This is a genomic window from Richelia intracellularis HH01 (assembly GCF_000350105.1).
Taxonomy (GTDB): domain Bacteria; phylum Cyanobacteriota; class Cyanobacteriia; order Cyanobacteriales; family Nostocaceae; genus Richelia; species Richelia intracellularis.
In genome coordinates this window covers 19798-38201 of the sequence record NZ_CAIY01000075.1, presented here as the reverse complement: position 1 = coordinate 38201, position 18404 = coordinate 19798, and the positions used below count along the sequence as shown (strand labels likewise).

The following is an 18404-nucleotide window of genomic DNA, read 5'->3' as shown; positions in this document are numbered from 1 at the left end:
TTGGCCATTTAGTACAATATTATTCTTATCTGTTATAAGAATAAAAGTTATTAGTGTTTATTCTAAGACTAATATCCCTAATATTATGCTTTCTTAATTAACTTATCAAATGTTAATTTTGATTATTATTGATCAAACTAATATAAACATTTTTTATATTAGTTCAACTTAAATAACGAATAGTAATATAATGCATAAAAAAGATAGGCTAGGGGTATACAATATTATTTCTATATTTAATTTAAAGTGTTTTTCTGACTATGAAAAATACGACCAAATTGTTTAATAAACTTAGTTATAAAACATGAAAAATGATAGAGTATAAATATTAACGAGTATCATAAGTTAAACTGTCATTTTATTTAATTTTTATATCAAGGCCTTTCCACTAGTAATTACTGGTTGAGTAACGATTAGAATTCATTACTACAAGAATGAAAATAAATAAGATAAATCCTTATTAATTCTTGAGCCAATTTTAGGAAACATAATTTTTGCCTTGCTAAATACATTACTACTATTCATTTCATGCGCTAATAAATAGCTAAGCTAATAGTCGTCAGCCATTTATTTTATAGTCGGGATAAGTCATAAATGAAACAACAGATTGCATTCTAGTTATAGATAGAATGCAATCTGTTTAATTCCCAGGCTTAATTCCTCAAGGAGCCTTGGTCTTTTTAGCGTATATGCAGTAATATAAATCGTAACATCAATACTTTGCTGTTTTAGTTGAAAAATCTATGTGTGATGTGATACCCAGCAAATATATTAGCAGAGAAAGCCTAGTATACTTCTCTATTAGCAGTGATATTTAATCAAGTTAGTATAATACAAAAGACCACACTGACTAAAAGTTACAGTGTGGATCGCTAGCGTAGCTAGCATAGTTATTTTTACTTTGACAATACAAAGTACTTCACTTCATTCCTCTTTTATGAAACCCATCTTAATTAGAATATATGAAGACTTAGTTTCCAAATAAAATAGGTGAAAGGGGAATAGAGGCAGATGTTATGACATTACAGATTTTACTCATGCAATGAGTCTCTACATCTGTTTCTGAAGCTAATACCCATAGTTAAATTAGGAAATAGTTTCACGTTCAATATATATGAACATAAATGCCATTACCACAAAAAAGTGAACAGCCATGAAAGGTACTAGAAGAGAAGGTAGAAAAGAAGCAGCCATAGCAATTCCTATTATGATTACATTACGATCCAAAAAGAGCTTACTGTAAATTCTATCGATTTTTTGCAAATTCTCAAGATTTTTAACACTGGGCAATAAAAGTTAGACAAAGATAAATATACAAGCACACTAATGTGGATGAAGGAATTTTAAGGAAGTAGGGTCTTGGCACATTTGATGTAGCCTGTTATTATAAGAGAGTATAAGAAAAATATCCTGAAAATGTACCAGTTACCTTAAAGTACCGTGACCATATAGTTGTTTTATCATGTGTACAGATAAGTTATTTTTGAGGATAGTTGGGGTATGTGGAAGAACAGGCATTTTTAAGGAAAAATTAACCTAAATATTATTAATTTATTAAGTCTGTGTTTTCTAAATACACCATGATATATTCAGCCAGTGCATTATTGAACATAAAGTAAATTTCTTAACTGGGTAAGCCTTCAGATTTGGGATAATTAAACTTTTGCTGTAGAGAATAAGGAATAGGGAAATAAGTTGATTAGGCTGTTTCTATAAATTGGTGGAAAAAATAATTTGATCAGGGCAGTCCCCTAGAAGGGTATTTTGGATTGGAGTGTAATTCAATCCACTGAAAATAGTTATGGTAAATTCTCAGGTATTACAGAACGGGAAATAATAACTTTGTAGCTTTCCTGTTGCGTAGTTAAATCAATAGTAACCGCTTCAAATTGAATTTCCAAATAACCCAAAGGGATTTGTATTTGAGTTGTAATCTGTTGTTCAGTAGGTTGCAGAGACCAATTTTTCAAAATATGGGGTTTAATAAGCAATCGTCGAGTCTGAAAGTCCTTAATCCATATTTTGACAGCAATATGCGAACCTAAATTAGGCAATACAATACCAACGCTGATTAATTTACCAGCAACCAGCTCTCCTATCGGCACAGATAATTCTGGCATTGGCAAAGGAACTGCTGCAACTATTCTCTCTAAAATTGTTGGTGTTTGTTTTGGGCTTTTTTCTGGCTCAAGAAAATGCTCCAAAGTTTCTATTGCTGGGTAAGTATTATTATCCACCACTCTGTCTTGATTTAACCCACTTGGATTATTGTATTCTTGACTAGAAGATAATTTTTCCTGGTAACTCTCTAATGGTATAATTATATCATTTGCATTTAAACCTTGTTCAATATCCAACTCATCCAAGAAAATCTCCTCAGGCTCATAGTCTTGATATTGAGGTTGAATCAACGAGGATAATATATGTTCTTTCCCATTCCCTAAGTGATCAATCAAAGGAGATAACAAGCCAGTATCACTACTATTTGTAATTAATTCTACGTGGCTGGATAGAGTTTTATCTGAAATCAATTCTGGTAAACTTGACTGATTTATTTTGTCCTCTATGACTTCGGAGAGTGATTCCAATTCATTTCTTGATAATGATGTTGATAACTTTCTCAAATAAGGTAATATTACGATGTGATTATTTGTAACATTAATCTTAGAAGATAAAGAACCTGATTTAGGGTAATCTTTACTGCTAAATGGCAACTGTAGTGACTTTTTAGCATGTTTTCTTGCTAGGGAATATGATTGGTAACGGGAAGACAAAAGTTTTTTATCTGTAGGTAGTTTTTTAGCTAAATTAAATAATTCTAAATCTAAGGATGTAGACATCCTAGCTTCCTTTTGCATGTTTTTGGTAAGTACAATATCAGAAAAATTAAGCAATTCTTCATTGGATAGAGATTGAGCCGCAACACTTAATGCCAGTAATTCTATGACAGATGTATTGATAGTGAAAGTATGGCTAGCTAGAAGTTTAGTCTCACTATCAACCTCAACAGCTGCAAATAGATTGAGTTCAGCTAATATCAACTTGGATGTGCAATTTTCAGGTATCTGCAAATCACAAGTAAAAGTGCAAGGCAAAATATTTTCTGTGATGGACTTTTTTATTTGTACGATTTTACTTCCATGTACATGCTCCATTTCAGAAGAAACATTTAATGGTGACTGCAATTCTATTTGTAATTTTCCCCTATAAATTCTCGAAAAAGTAAATTTATTATTTAATTCGACTACTCCCTGAATAGTGAAAGATACCCCCCAAGGGACAAAATAAGTTTCCGCATCCAAACTAATCTGTAGGGGTAATTCAATAATATCTTGAACAGACTGTGCAGATTCTTTCTCTAGAGTTGATTTATCGTTTGGTAAAGCCAAATTCGTCAAATTTTGTAATATTTTTTCTGCTGTTTCAGCCTTTGAGATTATTGGTCGAATAAGTCCATTTAAACTTCTGTTTTCTTTACTTGTAGATGAGCTGGCAAATAAACTAAATTCCTGAAAATCATATTTTTCACTTGTATTTATGTTAGCTTTTTCCTTTGGAGGTCGACTCTTATTGATATCTTCGAGTATTTCTCTAGGTTTTATCCTCACAGGATTGTTAGAAGTTACCTTGACTTGATCTGAAGGGGTGATAGTACTTTTATCTATGTGGTTCTTCAGTCCATCAGAAATTCTATCTTTACCCATCACGTCTATGATGGGATTTTGGTCGATGCCATCCGGTAAAATTTCCAAGTGGACAATATATTTCCAATGTTGACCTTTTACATCCGACATGAGAGTCTTACAACAGGTTAATTCCCAACTTCCTGACTTCATGAATATAAATGGAAGCACTGCCACTAAACCATCCTTATTTGTACGACATGCTTGCTTTCGAATCAAAGTTTTAGCGGATGATTTTTGGTGGGGATAATAGATAAGTCTTGCTTCTATATCTGTATTGGCACAGTTAGAACTAGCAACAATTCTATACTTACCCTCAGGTAGTTGCACTGTTGCTGATTCTATTGGGTACCAATAATTTTCTCCCTGTTGTTGTATAAGAAATTGCCAGTTTTCCATGGTGAATAAGTGCCCAGAAGCTTATCAAGAAGCTTGCATGCACCACAAATACTACCTCGTTTGAACGTTTACATCAACGACTTATGATTAGCTATAATTTCCACGTATTGTTTTAATGCAAAACAGTGAGTGAGATTTGTTTATATTGTGCATTGTAAGTTTAGTTTAATAGTTAATGAGCAAAAATTATCAGAGTGCAGGATTCTTGTCATTCATAACATTCAATAACTATCTAATCTGGATTAATATCTTATGGAATGTGGGGAGATAATTATGGATGTTTCTGAGAATACTGTGCAAGCATCTGAGATATTTCCGAATTGTAAAGCTGCAAATAATTCCAGTAATTACCAAATACTTGACGGACATAGTTTTTGGTTTCATTAAAGGGGATTGCCTCTATAAATTCATCTATATCCTCTTTAGGTAATATTCTCAACCACTTAGCAACATTCCCAGGTCCGGCATTGTAACTTGCAATTGCTAATAGTGAATTGTTGCTATATTGCTTATGAGTATAGTCAAGGTACCAGGTTCCCAACATAATGTTACTGTCAGGTTTTTCCAAATTATATATTTTATCTAAATTACCTTTCTGAGCGATCCACCGCGCTGTACTAGGAAGAATTTGCATTAAACCTGTTGCTTTAGCAACAGATTTTATTTTTGCTTCAAACCTTGATTCTTGACGAATTAGTGCTGTTACTAATAGAGGATTTAAATTTCTTTTGTTTGACCAAAACTGAATCAATTGAAAATAGGGCAAAGGATAACGGGCCTTCCAATAGATGCTATTCTTACTCAGAGTTTGATACTCAGCTCGTCCCCTTTGGGTTTTTCTATCCTCTAGTTTAGCAATTTTACTAATTCCCTTCAAACTTTCTCCCTGAGATAATTGTATTAAGCCTTCAGTAAACTCTTCAGCTACAGTTAGCTCTGTTATATTTTTAAACTCAGTTTTCCATTGAAACCAAGCTTCCTGGTCCTGACCTAGTAAATATAATTCTTTAAAGGTATCAGAGCCACTGGTGGGTACTGGACGCTGTAAATTAATTATTTTCGGTTGTATTTGCCGTAAATTGTTAAAATTGCCAACATCTAACCCCAAAATTTCTGCAGAACGCCATGCATAGTAAGAATGGGGAAAGTTCCGGACTATATACTCATATGTTTGTTTAGCTTCCTTCTGATTGCCTAGTTTAGTTGCCCATTTACCTGCCCAAAAATGGGTTCTTGGTGCCAAAACACTACTTGGGTTTTCTTTAGCAACTGGTTTTGCCCAAAGCCAGGCTGCTTGATAATCTTTTGCTTTGGCCTTTTTCTGGGCAATCTCCCAACGATATTGGGAAGCTTCTTCAGTACTGCCATACTCATTGATTAGTATTTGTAACGCTTCCGCCGCTGCTTGCTTATTCTGTAATTCAGTTAAAATACGTGATTTTTTGACCAGTGCCTTTCCGGCTTTTTCTGGATAATTATTAATTATCTGGTTTAGGTAGGTTATAGCTTCTTGGGTGTTTTGAGTTAGTTGGGTTAATTGTAGTAACGCATCACCGGCTTCAGAAGTATTGGGAAATTCTTGAACTAACTTATTATAAATAACAGTTGCTTTTTCCCTTTCTTGACTAATTTGCATTCCCCTTGCTTGACGATATAGATTCTTTACAGTCTGGGGAGCCTTACTATAGGCAATTGCAGCCCTCCTAAATTTACGATTTAACCAGTAGCCTCTACCAATGCTTTCCCAGTCTTCTGGTTTTAAATTTGGCTTTTGAATCAATTGTTCCAAAAAAAACACTATTCCCGGTTGGTCATAAGCATATTTAGATAAAATTAATAGTAATTCTAGTTGGTCAGGGTTTTCTCGCAATCGTTGACGTATAATTTCCCATGTGAGCGGATGAGAAGGGAATTCTACTATTGCTCTATCTTGATATTGCTTAACACCAATTAAATAAAGAGCCTTGCCAGTAGCAGGAGATTTAGGATACTTTTTCAGTACGGCTTGCCTCAAGTCAGAAGCTTTTCCTACTTCTCCTAAGATCTGATAAGCTTCTGCCTGCTTTAATAAAATGTAGGGGGCAAGGGCAGTATACTCATTTTCTAGTCCCTGTAATAATTGTAATGCCCTTCTAACTTGCTGGCGATTAATCAAGTCACTAGCCAACAAATAACGGGCACGATGGCGATCTAAGGATGGGTATCCTCTGGTAAGAGACTCTAATTTACCTGCTCGTTCTCGGGAAGACCATAATACTAAGGGTAATACTGATGATTTACCCCTTTCCCAGTCAGTTATATTCCCTATTGGAGAACTTATCACCCCATATTTTTGGAGCCATTGTCCTACTGACGAGCCAATTCGTGGTGCTGATAACATTGCTCCTGTCAAAAAGGCAAATATTCCTGCACCTACCATTAAAGAAATATGCTTTGTTTGTAGCTTCCCCAGCATTGATTCCCTATGAAAACCTCACATGGATTTCCTGACACTCTAGCACTAGTCAGGTTCATCAGCGACAATTTTACGGTTTAATTTTCTAGTTAACTTGACCTAGTATGTTTCTAACATATAAATCACTCTAATATGCTTAATTTGCTCTTTTTTCCATAAACAAGAAAAGCAATAAATTCAAGTGCTGGTATGTAGTCATTAACCTGCTTAAAAATAGTTCTAGTACAAACGATATATGGCTGAATAATAGTTACCAAAAATATTAATACAAATTTCAGGAATACTTCATAGCCCAATGATATCCAGATTCAAAATTTATACCATCAATACAGCAAAGCAGTATGGAACTATAGATATTATTAAGTTAATAGGTATTTTAAGGTACTATTTTACTAAGCTTTTGGGATAAATAGATTATCCCAAAAGCTTAGTAAAGTTGATATTATCAAATACAACTAAAACAAACTATTTTGGTTTAAATGATATATTTTCTTGTTTTAACATTTCCTTCCTGTGTAAGGATTTTATATCAATCTTATCCTACTTATATTTGAAGAGAGGGAGAATGATATCTTAAGTGAGAGACTTCAATATGTAACTACTAATTTATTGACTAAATTTGAGGTCAATTTAATATTAACAGCAGTCTATATAGTGATAATAAGTATATTAACCTACCAAGTTAATATACTTATTTGAAGTTATATATTATTCTAGAGTAACTGCTATTAGAACAGTGCTTATTTGTAAGACTTTATGATTCAAATAGTTCAGTTGAATAATGAATTTTTGCAAAGCCTAAAACCTTAAAGTTTAATTTAAATTTTAGTAATTAAAATTAATATTCGAGTTGCTTGCGCTGAGTCTCTTGTATTGAGAGTATTTTAATTACGTATAAGTGTGCTGGATAGCAAATCTAAAATTATAATAATGAACATCGCTTTATTTGGAACTAGTGCTGATCCTCCTACTGCAGGACATCATATGATTGTAGGTTGGCTATCTCAAAATTTTGATCATGTTGCAATTTGGGCTGCTAATAATCCCTTTAAAGTTCATTTAACACCCCTAGAACATCGAGTAGCAATGTTAGGGTTGTTAATTGGTGATATTAATACAAGCAAACAAAATATTGCCTTAGAACAAAAACTGAGTAGCTTTAGAACTATAGCTACTCTGGAAAAAGCTAAAAAATACTGGAGAGACAATACAGAATTCACCTTAGTAATTGGTTCTGATTTGCTTACACAACTACCTCAATGGTATCGGATTGAAGATTTATTACGGCAAGCAAAACTACTAGTTGTACCTAGACCAGGACATATAATAAATGATTCTAAAGTGGATAATATTAAAAAATTGGGGGGAAAAACAAGAATTGCTGATCTTACTGGAATGGATGTTTCTTCCACAGAATATCGAGAATATGGGGATCATAAAGCCCTTACACCTCGTGTAGTTGAATATATCCACCAAGAAAAATTATATCAGTGTCATAAACCTACTCAGAGCAAATTATCGACCTCCTAAATAAACTAAAACATCTTAATTTTAAAGTGGGTATAGACCATGTGATTTTTATATGGATATAAACTATAATAGGTTGTGAGCCCTTTTGGTAAAGCGATAATAATAAACCATTTTGTAGTTATTAGAAGACTCCAATATCTCTATTATATTGGGGAGAATATACCGTTATTAGTTGTAAGATAAGCTATTTTTAGGTAAGTTAATTTGCTTCAATAAAGATTGAAGATGCGGAATTAATTGCTGACAATATTTAGGATATCAACTAGTGTCCCATCACACAAAACCCCAAATTTTCCTTCGATAAGAGTTTGGAATACAGTTCTCTAGTTTTTTTGATGTTTTATCAGAGATATATTTAGATTATTTATATAATTCATATGTAACAGTTCCAGGAAAAAATTTTCCTGGTTATTCCCATATTCAAACTTATTTTTATAAAAATGGTTTTTTTAGTAGATACAGAAGTAAAAGTTTTTAAAGGTTCTATTTACCCTGTCAGCTTTTATAAATTAAACGCAAAAGTTTTGGCCCCTTTCAAAGATAAACTGTTAGTGTTTATCCAATTTAGAATTTATAGCTAATGACTTTTAGTAAACAGCCAGCCAAAAACAATTGAAATATCTTGCAGCCTGTAAACATAAAGTCTTTCATCTGTGAGTTATTTCGGTTTAGCATAATATTATATAGTTTTCTCAAAATAAAATATTTAATATTAGTTGGAACTTTTGTTAGATTATATATTTGCTGATCAAATCTATTAATGAACGTGAAGATTACAAGTGAATTTAGCATATAATATACATTGGAATAATAATACTACAATAATTCAAGCAGAATATTAAAGATAGATAATTATCGTAAGTTCTCATAGAGTAAATCAGATTATAAATAAGTGAGCTAAAAATTCATATTTTGCTCCTATCCGTCACCTCAAATAGCAGAAATATATTTCTGCTATTTTTTATTTTGAATAATCTATTATGAGACTAATTTTAGCTTTTATTTATATGATCATTATCATCACTTTATAATATACCTTACTTTATAATATACTTTTGATAACTCAGCCTTATGTAAAGATAATGCATTATTAGGCTGTAAAATGCAGAGCAGTATTGTATTGTTTATCAACTGTAAGAAAAGCTACAATAATAGCCACTATATCAACACTTTGGATGTATAAATTTAACAATCATAGTGTGCTAATGATTCTAGCATAAACCCTTTATTTAATGATTAAAATTACCTAATTCTTAAAATTACCTGTATGTATGGGATACAGGCTCAAAGCTCTATAGAAAGGGGAAACAATAATTCCTATCTGTTCTGCATGCTATAAGGAATTATTGGATATCTAGTCATTATGAGGTTAGACATATTATTGAGTTATTACAAAATTACAAAATAAGTTAGATTGGGTAGTTATCTTAAGTAATATTAGAAATGTTAATTATATGTATTATGGTTTAGTTAAGAGGATATATCAATGGATAAAGAAGAAGATAAAAGAAGAAAATTCAGCCATAATTTTTTATAGCAAAATTCCAACTATGAAAATTGCGATCGCTCAGCTTAATCCTATTATTGGTGATTTGTCTGGCAATGCTCAAAAGATTTTAGCAGCAGCTTATAGTGTTCCTGCTAAAGAAGCACAATTATTACTGACTCCTGAACTTTCTCTGTGTGGTTACCCGCCTAAGGATTTACTTCTGTACCCCTGTTTTATTAGGGAAATGGATTTGACCTTGCAACAATTAGCAAAAGATTTACCACCAGATCTAAAAGTATTAGTAGGAACAGTTACAGCAAACTTAAATGCATCTGTTAATGGGGGTAAACATTTATTTAATAGTGTTGCTCTACTAGGAGGGAATAAAGTTGAGAATATCTTTCATAAGCGTCTTCTACCTACATATGATGTATTTGATGAACGGCGTTATTTTGAGCCAGGTACGGAAGCAAATTATTTCAACTTAGATGGCATTCATATTGGTGTAACTATTTGTGAGGATTTATGGAATGATGAGGAATTTTTTGGCAAAGTAAACTACAGATGTTGTCCTATTGATGACCTCTCAAATATTGGTGTTGATTTAGTTGTTAATTTATCTGCTTCGCCTTATATAACAGGCAAACAAGACTTGAGGGAAAAAATTTCTCAACATGTCTCACGACGTTTTCAAAAACCAATCATATATGCTAATCAAGTCGGTAGCAATGATGATTTGATATTTGATGGTAGAAGTTTTGCCCATAATCATCAGGGTGAACTCGTATGTCGTGCTCAAGGTTTTGTTGCTGATTTAATAATGTTGGAATTTGATCCTATAAAACGGGATTTTCTACCAGGAAGTATAGCAACTAAATATGAATGTGTGGATGAGGAAAGATGGCATGCTTTAGTATTAGGGGTACGGGAATATGCTGGAAAATGCGGATTCACCCAGGCAATTTTGGGTTTGAGTGGTGGGATTGACTCTGCCCTTGTAGCTTCAATTGCTACCGCAGCTCTTGGTAAGGAGAATGTGCTTGGTGTTCTTATGCCTTCCCCTCATAGTTCTCAACATTCAGTTACTGATGCCTTAGAACTCAGTAAAAATCTGGGAATTAAAACGCAAATTTTTCCTATTGGGGAATTGATGGCTTCTTATGCCAAAACCCTAGGCAAATTATTTTCCGATGGGGAATTTGGACATGCAGAAGAAAACATACAGTCACGAATCCGTGGCAACTTACTAATGGCAATTGCTAACAAGTCTGGACATTTACTTCTATCTACGGGAAATAAGTCAGAAATGGCAGTAGGTTACTGCACACTTTATGGGGATATGAGTGGTGGTCTAGCAGTTATTGCTGATGTACCAAAAACTTACGTATATTCAATCTGTCGCTGGTTAAATCTTCAAGGAAGAAACTTACTAATTAATAGTATAGGAGAAAAAAACAATTATACGTCAGAAGAAATTATCCCCCACCATATTCTTACTAAACCACCAAGTGCTGAACTCAAACCTGACCAAGTAGATCAAGATTCCTTACCAGAATACGAGATTTTAGATGACATATTGCAACGTTTGTTTCAAGATCACCAATCAGTCAATCAAATTGTTGCTGCAGGACATAATGAAATATTAGTAGATAGGGTAATGCAGATGGTCGCACGGGCTGAATTTAAACGCCGACAAGCTCCTCCCATCTTAAAAATTACTGATCGTGCTTTTGATACTACTGGTTGGCGAATGCCTATTGCTAGTAACTGGTCTGCAATAAAAAAAGGCTATTAGGCTAACAATAACTCTTGTCCTAATGTATATATTTATAATGGGAAGGGGTGTTCGTCAGATAATCAGGGTTGTGGAACGTAATTTTACCGAATTATAAGGGCATCAACTTTTCACTTTTGGTATATCGATTGTCAATCTAAATTTTTGTTACCAATCACTTGCCACAATGAATTATCCCTAATCTGAATGACAGTCTAAAATTGAAGGAATTATACTGATTATTTCATCAGTTAAGAATATATATGTAAAGTATGCGGAGAAACTAAGGTGGATCATGTATTTGATTATGATTTAGTTATCATAGGCGCTGGCGTAGGCGGACATGGCGCAGCTCTACATGCCGTTAGCTGTGGTTTAAAGACAGCTATTATTGAAGCAGGAGACATGGGAGGAACTTGTGTTAATCGAGGCTGTATTCCATCAAAAGCCTTATTAGCAGCTTCTGGACGGGTGCGGGAGTTGAAAGATACTAGCCATTTAAAAACCCTTGGTATTCAGGTCCCTAATGTTGAATTTGATCGCCAAGCAATTGCTGACCATGCCAATAATTTAGTTGCTAAAATTCAAGGGAATTTAACCAATAGTCTTAAGCGTTTAGGTGTAGACATAATTAGGGCTTGGGGCCAGGTAGCTGGCACTCAGAAAGTAAGACTACATATGGGTGGTAAAGAAAAAATTATTACCGCTAAAGATATTATCCTTTCTCCTGGTTCTGTACCTTTTGTTCCTCCAGGAATTAAGGTGGACGGTAAAACTGTTTTTACTAGTGACCAAGCGATCAAGTTAGAATTCTTGCCTGATTGGGTAGCAATTATTGGTAGCGGTTACATTGGCTTGGAATTTGCTGATATATACTCAGCTTTAGGATGTGAAATTACTATAATTGAGGCTTTGCCCCAATTAATGCCTACCTTTGACCGGGATATTGCTAAACTTGCAGAACGGACACTCATTAATCTTAGAGATGTAGAAACATATACTGGGATATATGCAAAAAAGGTTACTCCAGGTTCACCTGTAATAATTGAATTAGCTGATTTTAAAACGAAGGAATGTTATAACACCTTGGAGGTAGATGCTTGCTTAGTGGCTACGGGGCGTGCTCCTAAGACTCAAAATCTAGGCTTAGAGAATGTAGGTGTAGAACTTTGTCGCCATAATTATATTCCCATAAATGATAATATGGCAGTATTAAGAGGAAATGAAGTAGTGCCATATTTATGGGCAATTGGGGATGCTACTGGGAAAATGATGTTGGCTCATGCTGCTTCTGCTCAAGGTATTGTAGCAGTAGAAAATATCTGTGGTAGAAGTAAGGCTATCGATTATATAAGCATTCCAGCTGCTGCATTTACCCATCCGGAAATTAGCTATGTGGGATTGACAGAAGCCCAAGCTGTGGAGAAAGGTAGTGCAGAAGGTTTCACTATTAAGACAACAAAGAGTTATTTCAAAGGTAATTCCAAAGCTTTAGCTGATGGTGAAGCTGATGGCATTGCCAAGGTAATTTATCGTCAAGACACAGGAGAAATACTTGGAGTACACATTTTTGGTCTCCATGCTTCTGATATTATCCACGAGGCATCAGCTGCTATAATGAACAGGCAAAAGGTGCAAGATTTGGCCTATTTGGTGCATGCCCACCCCACTCTCTCTGAGGTTTTAGATGAAGCTTATAAAAGGGCAGTGGTTTAATCTTTTAATCTGAAGTGTCTCATTATCCCCTATAATTAGGTGCTTTTACCCTAGTTATAGTAACAGGCCTTAGAACAACTATTATAAGGGATAGGACTACACGAGACCCCAATTTAACTTAAGTCCGCATATGCGGACTTGGTTTCCATAACTATGTTCCTATACGCTTACAGTGTAATTACAACTATTAAAACACTTGAAATCTCCCAAATTGTTTTTCAAATATGTACATTCGTCGCCGACAACCTAATCCAGTTATTGCTGCCTCTTCTGTACAGTATCAAGTAGCATTGCCAGATGCAGCACCTAAGAACATTTTGGAAGCAATTGTTTGGAATAAAGAATTAGAAGTAGATCAACAGCGTTTAAAACAGCCTCTACAGGATTTGCAAAGTCAAATTAGGGATCTACCAACACCAAAGGATTTTTTGGCTACATTAAAACAAGGGAAGACAAAACCTGCGCTTATCGCTGAAGTTAAAAAAGCATCCCCTATTCAAGGGGTTTTGTGTGAAGATTTTAACCCTACAGCTATAGCCAGTGAATATCAATCTGCGGGGGCTAGTTGTATCTCTGTAGTTACGGATAAAAAGTTTTTTCATGGTGATTTTAACTACTTAGCCCAAATTCATACTAAAGTTGATTTACCACTTTTATGTAAGGATTTCATTATTTATCCATATCAAATATATTTGGCAAGGTCAAAAGGAGCAGATGCAGTTTTATTAATTGCAGCCATACTTAGTAATCAAGATCTGCAGTACTTCATCAAAATTACAAATTTACTAAGAATGACACCCTTAGTTGAGGTTCATACTCTGGAAGAAATTGACCGTGTACTCACTTTAGATGGTGTTGTGTTAGTGAGTATTAATAATCGTGAATTGGAAGACTTCTCTGTAAATTTACATACTACTTGTCAGCTTTTAGCAGCAAGGGCTGAAGAATTACGAAAAAAAGGAGTTTTGGTTATTAGCGAATCAGGGCTAAAGAATAGAGAAGATATTAACTTGGTGCAAAAAGCTGGAGCATCTGCCGTATTAATTGGTGAATTGCTGATTAAGCACCCAGACAGAAAATTAGTGATCTCTAATTTACTGACTTCGCTGTAAGCACAACCCTGATTAATCTTTGAGATCAAATATCATAATTGTGACAGATGTAGGGTTACATTTATGGAAAAACCTATACCATTAAAAGTATAGATTTATGAGTTTTATTTTTATCTTAGGGATATATGTCTTAAGCCTTAATTAACACAAGTACCTAATGCTAGAATCAACCCATTAATTTAGGGGACATCAATTTTGATACTATTAATAGTTCATTATGAACTTAAATAATGGGAACAGCTAGAAAAGACACAAACCTGATAAATCAAGTGAATCAGCTAATTATTACTTTACGTAAAGCTTCTGTTCAACAAAAATAAGTGGAACACCATTCGTCAAAAAATCGACATCATGTCAAATTAATTGGAACAAATGATTAACTTATTTTCCTAGTATCAAGGATATTCACTTTATCGTCAATATTGCTTTTACTATGTAAACAGTCTGAAAATAGACTAAATGTTTGTATAGCAGAGAAAAAACGCCTCATTAAATAATTCCATTAGAATTTTATTAGAAATCCAAAATACCAGTTAGTAATATTTTTTCTTGGTTTTCTACTTGTTATAAACTGTAGGCTTACCACAGATAAATAATTCATTTATCTGTGGTAAGCCATGATATATTTGATATTTGTATAATAAAACTTTTGGGGGAGCATAATAATAATGCTTATAGAAACTAAAGTAGTCCTTGATTATAAATCCGGGAGTCAAAGAAACTATAATTCTAATGCCCAATGATTTTTTTAGCTGCTTCTTGAGAAATTTTTGTCATAGTTTCCCTAGAATCTACTATCTAAGATTTAATATTATCCTTAGCAGGAAAACTCAATTCTCTACTCTTTGTTTGTTAAATTTTGTATGTAAAAACATGTTTAGGATAGTTTTTGAGTCAGTCAATCAACTACTTTTCTCAAGTTATCCTAAATAGTTTTTTATCCTGAACTATAATTTTGCATCTAGTCTCTTGACCATGCTCAGTGTTATTCTTCTCCTAGAGCTTAATCATACATTTTCAAATATACTTTACAATTATTTACCATAACTACTCCTAGGGAATCGTCTGAGTTATCTTTTTCGATAACTACTAGGGTCTTAATTGTTGGTATATCTCCTTTGATTTAGCTTTATGAGTGCTATTAAATATGGAGAGTTATATAATGGATACAATTATTTAACCCTTTCTTTTCGATATACTCAAACAAAAACCTGATAGATGGGTATTTCTTAACAACTGGTCAAACCCATAAACTATCATTCCCGAAGTCATACCGGGAAGTACCTCATAAATTGCACTGGATATATTCAACCCTAAATTCCAAATCAAAGCTGTAGCAATACCAACCCCCATCATGGAAATCGCGGTCAGTGTACTTATTGTACGTTGCCAAACTTTTAATATTAATAGAGGACCCAAACCCGAAGCCAGAGCAGACCAAGAAAAAGTCACTAAACTGAAGACATTATCACTTCCAGCTAGAGCAATTACTAAAATTACTGTTGTTACTATTAGGGTTCCTAACTTTGCAAACTTATAAGATTGAGCTAAACCTGGAAATAGGTCTTGGGTTATGGCAGCAGAACAGGCAAGTATTTGTGAATCTGCGGTGGAGATAGTCGCAGAAAATAGTCCTGCTAATATTAGACCTACCACAACTGCTGGCAGCAGTTCTAATGATAGATAAGGTAATGCTAATTCTGGATCCCCAGAATTAATCAAGTCTGGCATTAATACCCGTGCTGCTAAACCAATTCCTATTGCAGAAATAGAATTTAATATTCCTAAGCTTATCTTAATATTTCTAGCAAAATTAATATTTTTGGCTGAATCAATAGCCATAGCGCGAATAATAATATGTGGTTGTCCAACAACACCAAAACCAGCTACTATCCAGCCAATAAAAAATGGTAAGAATCCCCAAGGTTGTTGTGAAGAATTCCAGTCTATCAAACTTGGATTGATATTTCCCAAAGACTGCCAAAGACTACCGAATCCACCACAACTATTAACTGCAGTAATAAATAGTGTAAATAAGGAAACAATCATAATAATGGCTTGTACTGCATCTGTCCAAATGGAAGCGCGAATTCCTCCGGAAAAACAGTATGTAACCACAATTGCAGCACCTACTATTATACCCAAGTAATAGTTCCATCCAAATACAGCACTAATAGCTTTACTTCCTGCTACTAATTGAGCAGCAGCATAGGAACCGAGAAAAGCAATGGTAATTAATGCAGAAATAATTGCAACCAAACGAGACCCTTGATTATTCTGGTTCAGAAAAGAAGAAATTGTATCTGAAGCAGTCTCTTCTGATACTTGCCTTAACTTTGTAAAAACAAAATACCAAGCAATATAGTCACCAATTAGCCAACCAATAACAAGCCATAGAGAAGAAATTCCTATTTTGTAAGTAAAACCAACTTGACCTATAAACAACAATCCACTTTGACCAGTTGCCATCGCTGAAAGCGCAGTTAGCCAGGGATTTACGTTACGACTAGCAAGTAAATAATCAGTGGTAGTAGTTTCTTTTTGTTTTGATGAGTAGATTCCCACCCCTGTAAATATAAGCAGAAAGAAAATAAAAGTAGCTGCTATTCCAATTTGTTCAGTCATTACTACTAGTGTATGAGTGTAGTTGTTGACATTATCTCAAAATAATTGAATAGCAGCTTATTTTCTAAGTATTTAGGCTGGTCACTATAACTATGCTGAGATCGAAGAAGAAGCTTACACATTCAAATCTGATAAGACTTCCTGGAAAGCTCAAAACTTTTATTGATATGTTTTTTATTTTCATCTATTCTAATGCATTTAGTACAGACAAACTATATATTTCCTAGGCCTACCAACTTACCAATATTGAAATCAATAAACTAGTTAAATGCTTGTCATACTCTTAACTAAGTCCGAATTTTCCAGGATAGGTCGTAACAGATACATGATTATCTAGTTAATTTCAATAGGATGGTAAATTTACTATGAAAATAACTAATGTTTTCAATGGAGTATATTTGGTCTACAAAGAATACTATCTTAAATAGATCTTAAGGTAAAAGAGGAATAAATATGAATTGGTGGCAAAAACTGAGTAAAAATCCATTAGCGAAGTTTGGAGCATTTATACTAATTGTGTTTTACTTGGCTGCAATCTTAGCTGATTTTGTTTCTCCTTATAGTCCCTATGCCCAGCAGTCTAATGGTTCTTTATTACCACCTACTAAGATTCACTATATCTCTAAATCTGGGCAACTAACTACACCATATATTTACCCTACTATTCAAGGAAACACTGATTTAGAGACAGGTAAGCGTCTGATTGAAGTAGATGAAGGCAAACCTTCACCTCTAGGATTTTTTGTTCTAGATAAAAAATCTCACTTGCATTTATTCGGGGTACGAGGAGAAGCAAAACTTAATATTTTAGGTACTGATGATCAAGGACGAGATCAATTCAGCCGTTTAATTCATGGCAGTCGTATAAGCTTATTTATCGGCATTGCGGGTGTGGCCCTGACTTTCCCATTAGGAATACTCATCGGTGGTATTTCTGGTTACTTTGGTGGTTGGACAGACAGTATTATAATGCGTTTATCTGAAGTATTAATGACTTTTCCCAGTATTTATTTATTGATAACCTTAGGTGCAGTTTTACCACCAGGGTTAACTAGTACACAACGTTTTTTATTAATTGTATTTATTACTTCCCTAGTAAGTTGGGCTGGTTTAGCTAGGGTAATTCGCGGTCAGGTATTATCAATTAAGGAAAGGGAATTTGTTCAGGCAGCACAGGTTATGGGAGGTAAACCGATTTATATTATCATTCGCCATATTTTACCTCAAGCATCTACTTATATTGCTATTGCTGCAACCTTATCCGTACCGAGTTTTATTACTTCGGAAGCTGTATTGAGCTTGATTGGTTTAGGAATTCAACAACCAGATCCATCCTGGGGTAATATGTTATCTTTAGCTACTAATGCTTCCATCTTAGTATTACAACCTTGGTTAATTTGGCCTCCCACGGCCCTAATTATATTAGCAGTATTAGCATTTAATTTGTTAGGTGATTGTTTAAGAGATGCATTAGACCCCCGTAGTTCAAATCAATAAGCCAAATTGAAGGAAGAGAAGAGCATAGCGAGTGGTTCAATTCCTATCTATTGCCTCTGACTATTAGTATAGTAGTTGATACAACTACCTAAAATTAGCTTGGGAGAAAAATTATGCAAGTGCC

General features: G+C 34.1%; 11 protein-coding genes. 7 read left to right on the top strand and 4 right to left on the bottom strand.

The annotated features are described in order from the left end of the window. Nucleotides 1–1086: 1086 nt before the first annotated feature. From RINTHH_RS10895 to RINTHH_RS08265, 3 genes are all read right to left on the bottom strand, one after another. On the bottom strand, nucleotides 1087–1194 hold the full coding sequence (locus RINTHH_RS10895) for a photosystem I reaction center subunit VIII (protein ID WP_155943958.1): 108 nt from the start codon (nucleotides 1192–1194) through the stop codon (nucleotides 1087–1089). 605 nt (nucleotides 1195–1799) lie between these two features. Continuing rightward, nucleotides 1800–4082 carry a hypothetical protein gene (locus RINTHH_RS08270; RefSeq protein WP_008235300.1) on the bottom strand — a complete coding sequence of 761 codons (2283 nt, stop codon included), beginning with the start codon at nucleotides 4080–4082 and terminating at the stop codon, nucleotides 1800–1802. Between the two features lie 271 nt (nucleotides 4083–4353). Then, nucleotides 4354–6537, bottom strand: a complete 2184-nt coding sequence (locus RINTHH_RS08265; RefSeq protein ID WP_008235299.1) for a lytic transglycosylase domain-containing protein — start codon at nucleotides 6535–6537, stop codon at nucleotides 4354–4356. Between the two features lie 930 nt (nucleotides 6538–7467). Here RINTHH_RS08265 and RINTHH_RS08260 point away from each other — a divergent pair. From RINTHH_RS08260 to RINTHH_RS11095, 6 genes are all read left to right on the top strand, one after another. Beyond that, on the top strand, nucleotides 7468–8067 hold the full coding sequence (locus tag RINTHH_RS08260) for a nicotinate-nucleotide adenylyltransferase (protein WP_044304914.1): 600 nt from the start codon (nucleotides 7468–7470) through the stop codon (nucleotides 8065–8067). 398 nt (nucleotides 8068–8465) lie between these two features. Next, on the top strand, nucleotides 8466–8648 hold the full coding sequence (locus tag RINTHH_RS11765; protein ID WP_408005765.1) for a hypothetical protein: 183 nt from the start codon (nucleotides 8466–8468) through the stop codon (nucleotides 8646–8648). 969 nt (nucleotides 8649–9617) lie between these two features. Next, complete coding sequence (locus RINTHH_RS08255; RefSeq protein WP_044304913.1) at nucleotides 9618–11351, top strand: NAD+ synthase; 1734 nt, start codon at nucleotides 9618–9620, stop codon at nucleotides 11349–11351. A gap of 267 nt (nucleotides 11352–11618) precedes the next feature. Then, complete coding sequence (gene lpdA, locus RINTHH_RS08250) at nucleotides 11619–13046, top strand: dihydrolipoyl dehydrogenase (protein WP_008235296.1); 1428 nt, start codon at nucleotides 11619–11621, stop codon at nucleotides 13044–13046. Nucleotides 13047–13270: 224 nt separating this feature from the next. Continuing rightward, nucleotides 13271–14158 (top strand): indole-3-glycerol phosphate synthase TrpC, encoded by an 888-nt coding sequence (gene trpC / locus RINTHH_RS08245; protein ID WP_008235287.1) that lies wholly within the window; start codon nucleotides 13271–13273, stop codon nucleotides 14156–14158. Nucleotides 14159–14388: 230 nt separating this feature from the next. Next, nucleotides 14389–14478, top strand: a complete 90-nt coding sequence (locus RINTHH_RS11095; protein ID WP_196794901.1) for a DUF5340 family protein — start codon at nucleotides 14389–14391, stop codon at nucleotides 14476–14478. 856 nt (nucleotides 14479–15334) lie between these two features. Here the strand turns inward: RINTHH_RS11095 and RINTHH_RS08240 are convergent. Then, nucleotides 15335–16783: a sodium/proline symporter gene (locus RINTHH_RS08240; protein WP_008235285.1), complete on the bottom strand. Its 1449-nt coding sequence runs from the start codon at nucleotides 16781–16783 to the stop codon at nucleotides 15335–15337. Between the two features lie 453 nt (nucleotides 16784–17236). Here RINTHH_RS08240 and RINTHH_RS08235 point away from each other — a divergent pair, with 453 nt between their 5' ends. Further along, a complete protein-coding gene (locus tag RINTHH_RS08235) occupies nucleotides 17237–18280 on the top strand; it encodes an ABC transporter permease (protein ID WP_008235283.1) in 1044 nt (347 codons plus the stop codon). Nucleotides 18281–18404 lie beyond the last annotated feature (124 nt).